The 12438-nt window shown below is 36.4% G+C and carries 14 protein-coding genes; 7 read left to right on the top strand and 7 right to left on the bottom strand.

The features are described 5' to 3' along the window. Window positions 1-55: 55 nt before the first annotated feature. Both AB8P06_RS18965 and AB8P06_RS18960 read left to right on the top strand, forming a co-directional pair. A complete protein-coding gene (locus AB8P06_RS18965; protein WP_369843941.1) occupies window positions 56-571 on the top strand; it encodes a hypothetical protein in 516 nt (171 codons plus the stop codon). A 162-nt stretch (window positions 572-733) separates the two neighbouring features. Beyond that, a complete protein-coding gene (locus AB8P06_RS18960; protein ID WP_369843939.1) occupies window positions 734-1327 on the top strand; it encodes a hypothetical protein in 594 nt (197 codons plus the stop codon). A 99-nt stretch (window positions 1328-1426) separates the two neighbouring features. Here the strand turns inward: AB8P06_RS18960 and AB8P06_RS18955 are convergent, their stop codons facing one another. Then, a complete protein-coding gene (locus tag AB8P06_RS18955; RefSeq protein WP_369843937.1) occupies window positions 1427-2062 on the bottom strand; it encodes a peroxiredoxin in 636 nt (211 codons plus the stop codon). Window positions 2063-2163: 101 nt separating this feature from the next. Between AB8P06_RS18955 and AB8P06_RS18950 the strand changes: the two genes are divergently transcribed. Further along, window positions 2164-3045 (top strand): mechanosensitive ion channel family protein, encoded by an 882-nt coding sequence (locus tag AB8P06_RS18950; protein WP_369843936.1) that lies wholly within the window; start codon window positions 2164-2166, stop codon window positions 3043-3045. Window positions 3046-3086: 41 nt separating this feature from the next. Here AB8P06_RS18950 and AB8P06_RS18945 read toward each other — a convergent pair whose 3' ends face one another. The 6 genes from AB8P06_RS18945 to AB8P06_RS18920 form a co-directional block, all read right to left on the bottom strand. Then, the gene (locus AB8P06_RS18945; protein WP_369843935.1) at window positions 3087-3575 is read right to left on the bottom strand and encodes a hypothetical protein; all 489 of its coding nucleotides are present in this window, start codon (window positions 3573-3575) and stop codon (window positions 3087-3089) included. An 80-nt stretch (window positions 3576-3655) separates the two neighbouring features. After that, window positions 3656-4846 carry an ADP-forming succinate--CoA ligase subunit beta gene (sucC, locus tag AB8P06_RS18940; RefSeq protein ID WP_369843934.1) on the bottom strand — a complete coding sequence of 397 codons (1191 nt, stop codon included), beginning with the start codon at window positions 4844-4846 and terminating at the stop codon, window positions 3656-3658. Between the two features lie 131 nt (window positions 4847-4977). After that, complete coding sequence (locus AB8P06_RS18935) at window positions 4978-6255, bottom strand: chloride channel protein (protein WP_369843932.1); 1278 nt, start codon at window positions 6253-6255, stop codon at window positions 4978-4980. Between the two features lie 8 nt (window positions 6256-6263). After that, window positions 6264-6650: a DUF423 domain-containing protein gene (locus tag AB8P06_RS18930; protein ID WP_369843930.1), complete on the bottom strand. Its 387-nt coding sequence runs from the start codon at window positions 6648-6650 to the stop codon at window positions 6264-6266. 3 nt (window positions 6651-6653) lie between these two features. Continuing rightward, on the bottom strand, window positions 6654-7724 hold the full coding sequence (locus AB8P06_RS18925; protein ID WP_369843928.1) for a hypothetical protein: 1071 nt from the start codon (window positions 7722-7724) through the stop codon (window positions 6654-6656). Between the two features lie 166 nt (window positions 7725-7890). Then, the gene (locus AB8P06_RS18920; protein ID WP_369843926.1) at window positions 7891-9219 is read right to left on the bottom strand and encodes a hydroxymethylglutaryl-CoA reductase, degradative; all 1329 of its coding nucleotides are present in this window, start codon (window positions 9217-9219) and stop codon (window positions 7891-7893) included. Window positions 9220-9365: 146 nt separating this feature from the next. Between AB8P06_RS18920 and AB8P06_RS18915 the strand changes: the two genes are divergently transcribed. From AB8P06_RS18915 to AB8P06_RS18900, 4 genes are all read left to right on the top strand, one after another. After that, the gene (locus tag AB8P06_RS18915) at window positions 9366-10625 is read left to right on the top strand and encodes a putative DNA modification/repair radical SAM protein (RefSeq protein ID WP_369843925.1); all 1260 of its coding nucleotides are present in this window, start codon (window positions 9366-9368) and stop codon (window positions 10623-10625) included. Between the two features lie 91 nt (window positions 10626-10716). Continuing rightward, window positions 10717-11475 carry a TIGR03915 family putative DNA repair protein gene (locus tag AB8P06_RS18910; protein WP_369843923.1) on the top strand — a complete coding sequence of 253 codons (759 nt, stop codon included), beginning with the start codon at window positions 10717-10719 and terminating at the stop codon, window positions 11473-11475. Window positions 11476-11527: 52 nt separating this feature from the next. Next, window positions 11528-11767: a hypothetical protein gene (locus AB8P06_RS18905; RefSeq protein ID WP_369843921.1), complete on the top strand. Its 240-nt coding sequence runs from the start codon at window positions 11528-11530 to the stop codon at window positions 11765-11767. Beyond that, entirely contained in the window at window positions 11716-12405 is a 690-nt protein-coding gene (locus AB8P06_RS18900; RefSeq protein ID WP_369844005.1) for a DUF4846 domain-containing protein, read from the top strand. Before AB8P06_RS18905 ends, AB8P06_RS18900 begins: the two co-directional genes overlap by 52 nt. The last annotated feature ends 33 nt before the right edge of the window (window positions 12406-12438 follow it).

The following is a 12438-nucleotide window of genomic DNA, read 5'->3' as shown; positions in this document are numbered from 1 at the left end:
GAAGTTGCGTTTTTTGCAGCTTCCACTTTTCAGATTTTAAACAAAACAATAAGATATGGATAAGATAAAAGATACCAGAAGTTTTATGAGAGTCACTCACCGCTATTTGGGGTATTTCCTAGCCGGGATTATGGCGGTGTATGCATTGAGCGGAGTTTTATTGGTGTACAGAGATACCGATTTTTTAAAGAAGGAGAAAATATATGACAAGGTCGTTGATAAAAATCTTTCTGAAAAAGAATTGGGAAAAGAGTTAAAAATAAAGAATCTTGAAGTCGAAAAAACCGAAGGTACACTCTTGCATTTTAAACAGGGAACTTACAATTCAGAAACCGGACAGGCCAAATATTCCAAAAAAGAATTGCCATTTGTTCTTGATAAAATGACAAAATTGCACAAAGCTCAGTCTAAGGACACTTTATCTCCATTAAATACCTTTTTCGGGATTTCATTATTTTTCTTCGTTATTTCCAGTTTCTGGATGTTTAATCCTAAAACCAAGGCTTTTAAACGCGGAATGGTTTTTACCGTTGCAGGACTAATTGTTTCTATTATTTTATTGTTGTTTTAACATTGTAAGATTTATAATTAAAATGTTAAAATAAGTGAATTTTAATTATTTTTAAAAGGTTCCCAATCCTAGAAAAATACCTAAAAATGAGCTTTATGGCACATTTATTGTTCTTCACTACTTTAAGAAATAATAAACATTAATTATTAAAAATTATAAATTATGAAAAAACTAATCTTAACAGGAATAATAGCTGTAGCTGGTTTATCAACAACAGCAAATGCTCAGATTCAAAAAGGTAATTGGTTAGTAGGGAGTAGCCTTGTAACAAGTAATTTCGGATTAAATACCGGTGGTGGTTATAATATCGGAATACAGCCAAAAGGTGCATATTTTATAGAAGACAATGTAGCGATAGGTGGATATGTTAATTTGGGAATCAGCAAGGTTACCAATGGTAGCCCGACAAGATTCGATTATGCAGTAGGAGGTTTAGGACGTTATTATTTATCTCCGGGAGAGAAAGGTGTTGACAATTTATTAAACCACGGAAGATGGTTTCTAGAAGGTAATGTAGGTATCGGTGGATCATCTGTAGAAAACGGAAATTCGACAACAGGTCTGGATTTCGGTGCAGGTCCCGGGTATTCTTATTTCATCACTCCGAATATCGGACTTGAAGGTATCGTAAAATATAACGGTGTTGCAGGATTTGGAAACGAAGGATTAACATCTACAATCTCTTTCAACGTAGGTTTCAGTATTTACTTACCTACATCAAAAGCAAGAGAAGTTGCTAATGACGTAAGCAAATAATCACTTACATAGATTATAAAATGAAAGCGCCTCAGGAAAATTCCTGAGGCGCTTTTCGTACAAATTAAAACTAAACTATAAAAAATCAAATAAATCAAATCATATATTGGGTTGTGGTGTATATCTCAGATACGGTTTAATTTCTGTAACACCTTTAGGAAATATTTTTCGGGCATCCTCCGTTGAGATCGTTGGTGGAACAATTACATCCTCTCCGTTTTTCCAGTTCACCGGAGTAGCTACTTTATGGTTATCTACCAACTGAAGAGAATCAAGGACTCTGATAATTTCGTTAAAGTTTCTTCCGGTAGAAGCAGGATAGGTAATAATCAGACGCACTTTTTTATCCGGGTCAATAATTAATAAAGAACGTACCGTAGCAGTTGCGGATGCATTAGGATGAATGAAATCATATAATTCTGAAATCTTCCTGTCTTTATCTGCTATAATAGGAAACTGTACTTCTGTATTCTGCGTTTCGTTAATATCTTTAATCCAGTTTTGATGATCAGATACATCATCTACACTCAATGCAATTACTTTGGTATCTCTTTGCTCAAATTCTGATTTTAATTTTGCTGTAAATCCCAGCTCAGTAGTGCACACAGGCGTATAATCGGCAGGATGTGAAAATAAGATTCCCCATGAATCTCCTAAATAATTATAAAAATCTATATCTCCTGCAGAAGTCTCTGCATGAAAGTTGGGTGCGGTATCTCCTAGTTTGATTGACATACTATTTTGTTTTATTAGTCTATAAATTTAATAGACTTTTACAAACTGGCAAAATTTTTGTTGAGAAATTATAACTTTTAATAAAAAAAAACTAAAAACTTATGGAAGAAAGCAGTTTAAGGTATGTTGATGTGGTTTACAGGGTGTTAGAAAGCTGGTACCTGAAATTTGCCGAGCTGACTCCAAAATTAATTGTCGGGATTCTCGTATTTTCATTTTTCCTGATCACCAGTAAATATTTAAGTCAGGCCTCTGTAAAGCTTTTTCACAAACTTTTTCCGAAAAGCAAGAAAGAAAGTTCTTTGGTAACCTTAATCGGGGTTTTCAGGTTTCTGATCATGATGATGGGAACTTTTATTTCGCTGGAAATTATGGGATTCAGCGGTTTCCTCTGGAAATTTATCGGAAGCTTGGGAGTTGCGGGGGTAATTGCCGGGGTTGCTTTAAAAGATCTTGTATCGAGCATCTTTTCAGGGATGCTTATCGGAATTGACAAAGCTTTCAAAGTGGGCGATTATATCACCATCGGAAATCATTCCGGGACAGTACAGGAAATCGGATTTTTAACGACAAAAATCATTACGGATGACGGAAAGAAAGCCTATATTCCTAATCAGGTTGTCTTTAATGCTCCGTTTTATAATATTACCGCCTCACCTCAACGCAGGATTATTTTAAATTTTGAAATTCCTGCAGATGAAGATATTACGAAAGCTCAAAAAGGGATTCTCGATATTATTAAAAATTTAGAACAGGTAGATCGAACAGATGCTTCGGAAGTAATCTTTACGGATTTAAAACAGGGAGTATTTAATCTGCAGGCAAAATTCTGGATGAAGGTAGGAGCCAATATCGTTCAGGTTAAAAGTGATGCATTCCTGAAAATAAAGCAGCGCCTTGATGCCGATAATATACAGCTTGTAACGCCGACGAGCATCAGCATTACCAACGGAGAAAATACATTGACCGAAAGTCATCAATAATAAAAAACCGCTTTAAAAGCGGTTTTTGCATATCATGAGAATTATTTTCTATGTTTTTGCTTTAAATGGCTATTATCTTTTTCAGGCATTTTAGCAACAGAATCATTTTGAATCAATGGTTCTCCCATTATAAAATCCTTGTTCTTAATAGTATCGTATTCAAGATCCACAGCAACAACACCTGTAGTGGCACAAGTTTCTTTTGGCTTTGAGCATCCCGCTAAAAACAGGATCAAAGAAAGTAATGTCAAAGCCAACCTGTTATTTTGTAATCCGGAAGGTAAATAATTAAAGAATTTGTCTTTCAGTTTTAAAGATCCTGAGTCTTCAATATTTAACTGGTGATTATAGAATCTCCCGCAAACATTCACGTCTTTTTTTTCTTCCATAATCTGTTCTATTTCCAGATTATTTTTCTGTGTAAAATCGATTACACATTTATTACACACTGAGCAGAACCGGCCTTTTTCCTGAGGAGACATAAGGTCCCAGTTTTCAGAACAGGGAGTTGGGATATGTAAATTTTTCATCCAATTAAACTATAATTCTAAGATATAAAAAAACCGTTCCAAAAATGAAACGGTTTCTGATTTATTTAAAAATTTTAGTCTTATGCCAAAACTTCTTTTACTTTGTTTGCAGCTTCTTCCAAAGTAATTGCAGAGTGTACCGGAAGACCAGATTCATCAATTAGCTTTTTAGCTTCAACAGCGTTAGTTCCCTGTAATCTTACGATCAATGGAACTGGAAGGCTACCCATAGCTTTGTAAGCATCTACAACACCCTGAGCAACTCTGTCACATCTTACGATACCTCCGAAGATGTTGATCAAAATAGCTTTTACGTTCGGATCTCTTAAGATAATTCCGAAAGCAGTCTGTACTCTCTGAGCATCAGCAGTACCACCCACGTCAAGGAAGTTGGCAGGGTTACCACCGGATAATTTGATGATATCCATGGTTGCCATTGCAAGACCGGCACCATTTACCATACAAGCAACGTTACCATCTAATTTTACGAAGTTAAGACCGGCTTCACCAGCTTCAACATCGATAGGATCTTCTTCTCTTGTATCTCTTAAAGCTTCAAGATCTTTATGACGGAACAATGAGTTACCATCCAAAGTTACTTTAGCATCAACAGCGATAATTTTGTTATCAGAAGTTTTTAAAACCGGGTTGATTTCAAAAAGAGAAGCATCAATTCCTGTATACGCATTGTAAAGAGATGAAATAAATTTCACAAATTCTTTAAAAGCATTCCCTTCAAGACCTAAATTGAAAGCGATTTTTCTAGCCTGGAAACCTTGAAGACCTAAAGCAGGATCAATCAATTCGTTGTGGATCAAATGAGGAGTTACTTCTGCAACGTGCTCAATATCCATTCCTCCTTCAGTAGAATATACGATGGTATTTTTACCTTCAGCTCTGTCTAAAAGAATAGAAACATAAAATTCTTTAGTTTCAGATTCTCCCGGATAATAAACATCTTCTGCAATCAAAACAGAGTTTACTTTTTTACCTTCAGCAGAAGTTTGTGGAGTTACCAACTGCATTCCGATGATGTTTTGAGCGTTTTCTTTAAGCTTATCCATGTTTGGAGAAAACTTAACACCACCACCTTTACCACGACCACCTGCGTGAATCTGCGCCTTTACCACCCAAGCCTGAGCTCCGGTTTCGGCAGTCAATTTTTCAGCAGCTGCTACAGCTTCATCTACGTTGTTTGCAACGAAACCACGTTGGATAGCTACTCCGTACTTTGATAAAATCTCTTTTGATTGATACTCGTGAAGATTCATATTATTTTTATTATTTTATTTTAAATTTTAAAGGTTGACAAATTTACTAAAAAGACATGGAAGTTCAAGATTCTTAGCACAAAAATTAAGCTATAAGAAACTTGATTTTTAGCATACCATTTAAAACAGCCTTATTCTTCGACCAATTTTTCAGACTGTGATCCGATAAACGGAATTCTGGGTGCCAGAAAATATCCTGTCAAGCTTGCAAAAAGTATCGGAACAAAATAGGTAAATCCGGTTAAAGTGCCCAAAATAATTGTTGTACTCATCGGAGTTCTCGTTACACATGCGTTGATTGCCGCCATACAGCTTACGATTGCTAAAGTAGTGTCTACAGCAGGGAACAGATGATGAATGATCAGCCCTAAAGTAGTTCCCACAAAAAACAGCGGGATAATAAAACCACCCCTCCATCCTGAAGTTACCGTGATTGCAATGGCCAATATTTTAAAGACCAGAATTAAAATCAGAAAGTTTAAAGCAAAACTTCCGTTGATAAGCTGGTTGATTTCGTTATGCCCGAAATATCTGGTCAGCGGAAAATAATAAGCGATAACACCTAAAATAATTCCACCGGTTAAAGTTTTAATATAAATCGGAAACGATCTGTACTCAAAGACTTTCTTGAAAAATTTCACAACAAAGATGAAGATCCATCCTACAAAGGTAGCTACAATGGCAAATAAAACGGCATATGCAAAATCATACACCCCGGAATACTGATACGCTTTCAGATTCCAGGTCGCACCAATTCCCAAATGAATGATGAGTGCAAACATCACATAGCTGAAACAGCTTGCCACCAGTGCAGGAATAATCGCTTTATAATATTCCACAGCGTGCTTATGATGTAAAATTTCCAGTGAAAAAAGACTTCCGCCAAGTGGAGCTCCAAACAGTGCGGTAAAGCCCGAAGCCATCCCGGCAATACTTAAAGACCGTAATTCTTCACCTTTCAGCCTGAAAATTTTCCCAAGCCATGTTCCTGTAGAACCTGTCACCTGAACCAACGGTGCTTCCGGTCCCAAACTTCCTCCTGACGCCACACAAAAAAGTGATGACAAGATCATGGACGGATTATTTTTCGGTTCCAGTTTTCCTTTATTAAACCTGATGTTGTTAACGATCAGATGAATTTCGCCCGGATCTCCGATGAAATGAATCACCAAGCCTGCTAACAGCCCGCAAATTGCCATTACCGGAATGACCAGCCAGCCTTGGAAATGAGCTAGTTCTTCTGTAAAATATTCAAGAACGATCCAGTAAAGGCCGGCAATAATACCACCAACCAGACCGGTAAATGCCCACATGAAAAAAGCACGACTGAACACAAAAGGGTTGAATCTGATAGGCTGATCTAAAAGATTAAATGTTTTTATGATCCGTCTTCTTCTGTTGATTTTCACTCTCTCTTCTATATTTTATTTTTAGCAAAATAAAGAATAAGCATTCCCCAACTTAAGATCATCAGCAAACCACCAAGCGGAGTAATGGGCCCTAAAAACTTCAGATTAGCTCCAAGATAATCCTGCAGACTTAAGAAATAAATACTGAATGAAAACAGCATCGTTCCCGCAATCATTAATATAGAAACCCATTTCTCAGATGAGGTTTCAAATTTTAAAATATATCCTGCAATCAGCAAAAAAAATGCTGCATACATCTGATATCTTACTCCTGTTTCAAAGCTTTCAAGCCTTTCTACGGATAAAATTTTCTTTAATGCGTGCGCGCCGAATGCACCTAAAATTACCGACAACATGCCGTACACGGCACCAAAAACCAAAGTAATTGTTTTCATTTTTTATAATTCTTCTAATTCCAGATTCAAATATTTCTTTGTTTTATAATCCTGCCAGGTTCCTGTAATCCTTTTTCCTTTCACATCTGCCTCAATCAGTGCTTTAGGTATCCAGGCCTTTAGTTCTTCACTGTGATAATCGTTTTCTGTAATAGAAATGTGACTGCCTTTAAGCGTACCACCCCATTCTATCAGCTTTTTATTTTTATCATACCAGTACACCGCAGAAAAAGAACCATCCTCAAAAACCCGTTTGATTAAAACCGTAATCGGATATTTCCCATCGATTTTTCCTTTATAAAGCCGGTTTTGTATACCCGGTTGGGCAACAGCCTGCTCAGATCCGGAAAGTAAATTCCTTGCATAAGAGCTCCAGTATTTTTCCAGATCTTTATAGGGTATTTCAATAATATGCTCACCCAGATCGTCCAGGGCTCTCATTGCATGATTGGAACATCTCTCAACTACAACAGTCAGTTTATCTTTTCCAAAATGATAATCCAGGTATTCCAGAGTATGGTCTGTAAAACAGCCTTCATAGATCGAAATCTGATCCTGTGTCTCTTCAGAAGGGTTCTTTTCAGACTTTAACCGGGTAATAAAATCATCAATTCTTTTCTTTACTTTCCTATTGATTAAGTTCTCAATCGTTTTAACTGAATTGGGCTGAAACAAATCCTGCAGATTAATATAATTCCCCGTTCTCAGGTCAAAATTATCAGATTTGGAAAAGCCTTCAGGATAAGCCCCGCTTGCCTCTCCCTCGATAGAAATGCTGAGGATATTTTCAGGAGTTTCTAATTTTTCCCACCCGTAAAACTGAACATAGTTGGTATAAGAATTCGTTGCTGAAGAAACCAGTTTAAAAGGGTTTCCTCCTGAGCCCGGTACATATTCCAGCTCATCAACCTGTAAAAAAGTATTGATTTTATTTTCTACCTGAGATTTTTCATAAGAAATAACAGGAAAAACATAATCTTCGGATTTCGGCTGCAGTTCACTAATTCTCACATCTTTCCGTTGGGAAAAACTTAAACAGGAAATCAGCACAAAAACCAGAACACTTTTTTTCACTATTTCGATTTTAAGTAGATTAAAATAAATTTGGCAACCAATGTTGAAATTCCCAATATGATAAACATCGTGGAAAATCTTTTTGAACTTTGAAAACCTCTTAAAGTTGTTTTCTTTAAAAAAATTCCGAATCCTATAAATATGATGGGTAAAACGATCTGAAGCATTACTGAGCTCTTAATCTGTTAAACTCACTGATAACTTCATGATGGGTTACCGTTTTATCTTTAAAATAAGTCACAAAATGCTGTTTTTCTTCTTCCGTGGCTCCCATCTGATTCAGAATATTCAGCAGGTGCATTTTCATATGTCCTTTCTGAATTCCGGTGGTCACAAGGGAACGTAAAGCTCCGAAATTCTGAGCCAGTCCCGAAACCGCCAGAATGCTCATTAATTCCTGGGCAGAAGGTTTTCCAAGCAATGCTAAAGAAAACTTCACCAAAGGATGCAGATTAGTTAAGCCTCCTACAACCCCTACAGAAATCGGAAGATCGATCCAGAATCTGAAAATACCATTATCTGTTGTACAATGCGTCAATGATCTGTACTGTCCGTCTCTTGCCGCATAAGCATGAGCGCAGGCTTCAGTAGCTCTGAAATCATTCCCGGTAGCAATCACTACAGCATCCACCCCGTTCATAACACCTTTATTATGGGTCGTTGCACGGAAAGGCTCTATTTCAGCAATCGTAACCGCCTGCTTGAATTTCCAGGCAAATTCTTCATTTGAAATCCCACTGTCGTCTTTTAAATCATCGATCTTACATGAAACCTCAGCTCTTACCACACAGTCCGGGGTAAAATTGGAAAGGATATTCATGACAATCTGTAAAGAATTCTTTTCATCCTGAGAAAAATCTTCACTAATTGCAACTTCCTGTTTTAAAGTCTTACCAAACTGCTCCAGACATGAATTGATAAAATTAGCTCCCATGGAATCTACCGTATCAAAACTTGCTTTTAGCTGGTAATAATCCGGCATTTCTGAGGTTTTATCCACTAATTTAATATCTAAGATTCCACCACCGCGCTTTCTCATATTAGCCGTGATATCTTCTGTAGCTTCAAATAATTTTTTCTTTAAACTGAAATTAAAGAAATGTAATAATTTATGAGGCTCTACTTTAAATATAAAATGCGTGTGCCCCAGCTTTTCATTGTTGATGATGGTCGTTTTGAATCCACCTTTATCAATCCAGAATTTTGCCGCTTTGGAAGCAGCAGCTACGACAGAGCTTTCTTCGACAGCCATTGGAAGAGCCAGTAGTTTCCCGTCAATTAAGAAGTTTGGAGCAATTCCGTAAGGCATATAGAAATTGGAAATCGTATTTTCTGAAAACTCTTCATGAAGTTTCTGAAGATCAGCATTTTCGTTCCAGTATTGTTTTAGTATATTTTGATATTCCTGGTTTCCTTCAAGATATTCGTTTACGAGCCAGTCGATTTTCCCGTTCTTGGTAAGCTTGGAAAAACCTTCAATCGGTTGATGATTCATAGTATAACTTTAATGAACCGTAAATATAATCATTTTGAAGCGTTTTTTTGTTGATAACTTTCGTTAAAAAAGGGTGACATTTCTCAATTTTGGAATTACTTTTGAACTGAAAAAAGCCTGTTTAAGTTAATTTACCCGATCTACCAATGAATTTTGAACGCCTTAAAGAAAAACTCGAAATCCTTGCTGATGCTGCGAAATATGATGTTTCCTGCTCATCCGGCGGAGGTACGAGAAAGAATAAAAAAGGTGCTTTAGGAGACAGCTCCGTAAGTGGGATTTGTCATACCTATACAGAAGACGGGCGGTGCGTTTCGCTTCTTAAAATTCTTTTAACCAACCACTGCATTTACGATTGTGCATATTGTGTTTCAAGAAGCTCAAACGATATCAAAAGAGCTGCTTTCACTGTTGAAGAAGTCGTAGACCTGACGATCAATTTTTACCGCAGAAATTATATTGAAGGATTATTTCTAAGTTCAGGAATATTCAAAAATGCCGATACCACTATGGAACGGTTGGTAAGAGTGGCAAAGAAATTACGTCTTGAGGAAAACTTCAACGGATATATTCATTTAAAATCGATCCCCGGGGCCAGTGATGAATTAATGCAGGAAGCAGCACTGTATGCAGACAGGCTTTCCATAAATCTTGAGATCCCTACAGAAAGTGGATTGAAATTATTGGCACCTGAAAAAAACCGGCAGGATATGCTCAATCCGATGAAATATATTCAGAAAGGAATTGATCAATACAAAGATGAAAAGAAAATTTTCAGGAAAGTTCCCAAATTTGCACCTGCAGGGCAATCGACCCAGATGATTGTGGGTGCAACAAATGAAAATGATCTGCAGATCATTAAAGTTGCCGATCATTTTTATAAGAACTTTAATCTGAAAAGAGTGTATTATTCAGGATATGTACCGGTTCTTGAAGATAAAAGACTCCCGGCTTTAACAACGGAAGTTCCGATGCTCAGGGAAAACAGGCTATATCAATCGGACTGGCTGATGAGATTTTACGGTTTTAAGGCAGAAGAAATTTTAGACCCCAATATTCCGTTTTTAGATCTTGAAATTGATCCGAAGCTAAGCTGGGCTTTGAGACACCTGGATCAATTTCCTGTTAATCTCCAGACAGCGGATTATCAGATGATTTTAAGGATTCCTGGGATTGGTGTAAAAACAGCGAAAAAAATTGTGAGTGCAAGACATTTTCAGGTTTTGAATATGGATCATCTTAAAAAACTTGGTGCAGCAGTTAACAGAGCAAGATATTTTATTGATTTCAATGCCGGAAATGCTTATCTCAGGTATTTGACGGATAAAAATTTCAGAAAATTATTGATTGGTGGAAGCTCTTCGAAGTTTCACAATCAGTTTTCGCAGCAGCTCACACTTTTTTGATTTTAAACACAAATTGCACAAATATTTTCACGATTGAACACGAATTTTCTTTAAAATAAATTAACTGCAATTATTATACTTTCAAATAATTATGACCACTTTACTCTATGACGGAAGCTTCGACGGACTTTTCACAGCGGTATTTGAAGTATTCGAGTATCGTTATAAAGAGGTAGAAATCGTCAGCCGGGAAAAGTTTTATCAGGAAAATATCTTTGCAGAAATTCATGAGGTGATTACACAAAATGATAAATCCGAAAGGGTTTTAAATAAACTGGAGCAAAACATCGGTAAGTCAGGAATCCATCAATTACTGAAAGTTTTTTTGTCGGAAAATATTGAATTGGAAAAACTGATTTTGTCTGCAGTAAGACAATCCATGCGATATCCGGAAGAAGATATTTTACAAAATTTCGCTGACCGGGATATTTTAAAAATTTCAAAGATCTGCAAATCTGTTGACAGAGAACGGCACCGGATGACGGCATTTGTAAGATTTGAAAAAATGTCGGATGACGTTTTCTTTGCTAAAATTGATCCTGATTTTAATGTCGTTCCTTTAATCCGAAAGCATTTTAAAGACCGGTATCAGGATCAGAAATGGATGATTTATGACCTCCGTAGGAATTACGGAGTTCTATATGATCTGGAAACGTGTGATTTCTTTTATCCGGAAGAAGAATTAGACCTTCTTCAATATCAGCAGAAGTTTCATGATGAAGAGAAGAATTATCAGACGCTTTGGCAGCGGTATTTTACGAAAACCAATATTGTAGAACGAAAAAATTTGAAATTGCATATCCAGCATGTTCCGAAGAGGTATTGGAAGTATTTGACAGAGAAAAATTAGTATCTTTCCTGATCGGGAACTTTATTAATTTTCAATCTAAGTTTAGACTATTATGCAAAAAATTATTTCGGGAATTATTGTTGCTTTATTAATTTCTAGCTGCAGTAAAGAAAAGCCGGGAGACAGGCTTTTAGCAGAGCCTGATCAATATGAACATTTAATTTCTGAAAACGCAGTTCACATTAATAAAGAAAAAATACCGTTAAAGAAAGATTTTCTGCACCGGAAGGTTATGAATGGATTGATGAAAAGCCTGATTCATTCGGATATTTTATTGAAAATTTCAAACTGAAACCTTACGGAAGTCCGATTTTAAAATACGACGGAAGCTCTATTTCTACTCAACATCTTCATCAAGCAGTTTTTGATATCGATACAGGCCAAAAAGATTTGCAACAATGCGCCGATGCAATTATTCGCCTGAGAGCAGAATATTTATTTAAAACCAAACAATCTGACCGGATAAAGTTTCATTTTACAAGTGGCGATCTCATTTCATGGAATGATTATAAAGATGGTGTAAGAGCTTTTGTTAACGGGAATTCTGTAAACTTCAGAAAAACTTCAGATTTCGATGGTTCTTATCAGAATTTCAGAAATTATTTAGACCTGGTTTTTAATTATGCAGGAACCGTTTCATTAAATAAAGAAACCGATCCTGTTATGAAAAACGCAGATCTTAAAACCGGGGATATCCTGATCACACCAGGAAGTCCGGGGCATATTGTTTTCATTTCCGGAATGTGTCAGAATAAGGAAGGTAAAAACTTATTTTTATTAAGTGAAGGTTTTACTCCTGCCCAGTCTATCCACTTACTTTCCAATCCTTTTGATAAAAATATTTCGCCCTGGTACGATCTTGATGTAAATTCTCCGGAAACGAAAACAGCGAGATATTTTTTTAAACCCACAAATTTTAGAAGTTTTTAATTATTTATATTCAAAACTATTATAAAGTTACTG

The organism is Chryseobacterium tongliaonense (assembly GCF_041224435.1).
Taxonomy (GTDB): Bacteria; Bacteroidota; Bacteroidia; order Flavobacteriales; family Weeksellaceae; genus Chryseobacterium; species Chryseobacterium tongliaoense.
Note: the sequence above shows the minus strand (reverse complement) of the source record. Positions and strands in the feature narration are given on the sequence as shown.

Excerpts from the sequence above, each read along its gene's own strand:
- AB8P06_RS18965 (WP_369843941.1), top strand. The coding sequence starts at position 56 with ATGGATAAGATAAAAGATACCAGAAGTTTTATGAGAGTCACTCACCGC.
- AB8P06_RS18960 (WP_369843939.1), top strand. The coding sequence starts at position 734 with ATGAAAAAACTAATCTTAACAGGAATAATAGCTGTAGCTGGTTTATCA.
- AB8P06_RS18955 (WP_369843937.1), bottom strand. The coding sequence starts at position 2,062 with ATGTCAATCAAACTAGGAGATACCGCACCCAACTTTCATGCAGAGACT.
- AB8P06_RS18950 (WP_369843936.1), top strand. The coding sequence starts at position 2,164 with ATGGAAGAAAGCAGTTTAAGGTATGTTGATGTGGTTTACAGGGTGTTA.
- AB8P06_RS18945 (WP_369843935.1), bottom strand. The coding sequence starts at position 3,575 with ATGAAAAATTTACATATCCCAACTCCCTGTTCTGAAAACTGGGACCTT.
- sucC (WP_369843934.1), bottom strand. The coding sequence starts at position 4,846 with ATGAATCTTCACGAGTATCAATCAAAAGAGATTTTATCAAAGTACGGA.
- AB8P06_RS18930 (WP_369843930.1), bottom strand. The coding sequence starts at position 6,650 with ATGAAAACAATTACTTTGGTTTTTGGTGCCGTGTACGGCATGTTGTCG.
- AB8P06_RS18920 (WP_369843926.1), bottom strand. The coding sequence starts at position 9,219 with ATGAATCATCAACCGATTGAAGGTTTTTCCAAGCTTACCAAGAACGGG.
- AB8P06_RS18915 (WP_369843925.1), top strand. The coding sequence starts at position 9,366 with ATGAATTTTGAACGCCTTAAAGAAAAACTCGAAATCCTTGCTGATGCT.
- AB8P06_RS18910 (WP_369843923.1), top strand. The coding sequence starts at position 10,717 with ATGACCACTTTACTCTATGACGGAAGCTTCGACGGACTTTTCACAGCG.
- AB8P06_RS18905 (WP_369843921.1), top strand. The coding sequence starts at position 11,528 with ATGCAAAAAATTATTTCGGGAATTATTGTTGCTTTATTAATTTCTAGC.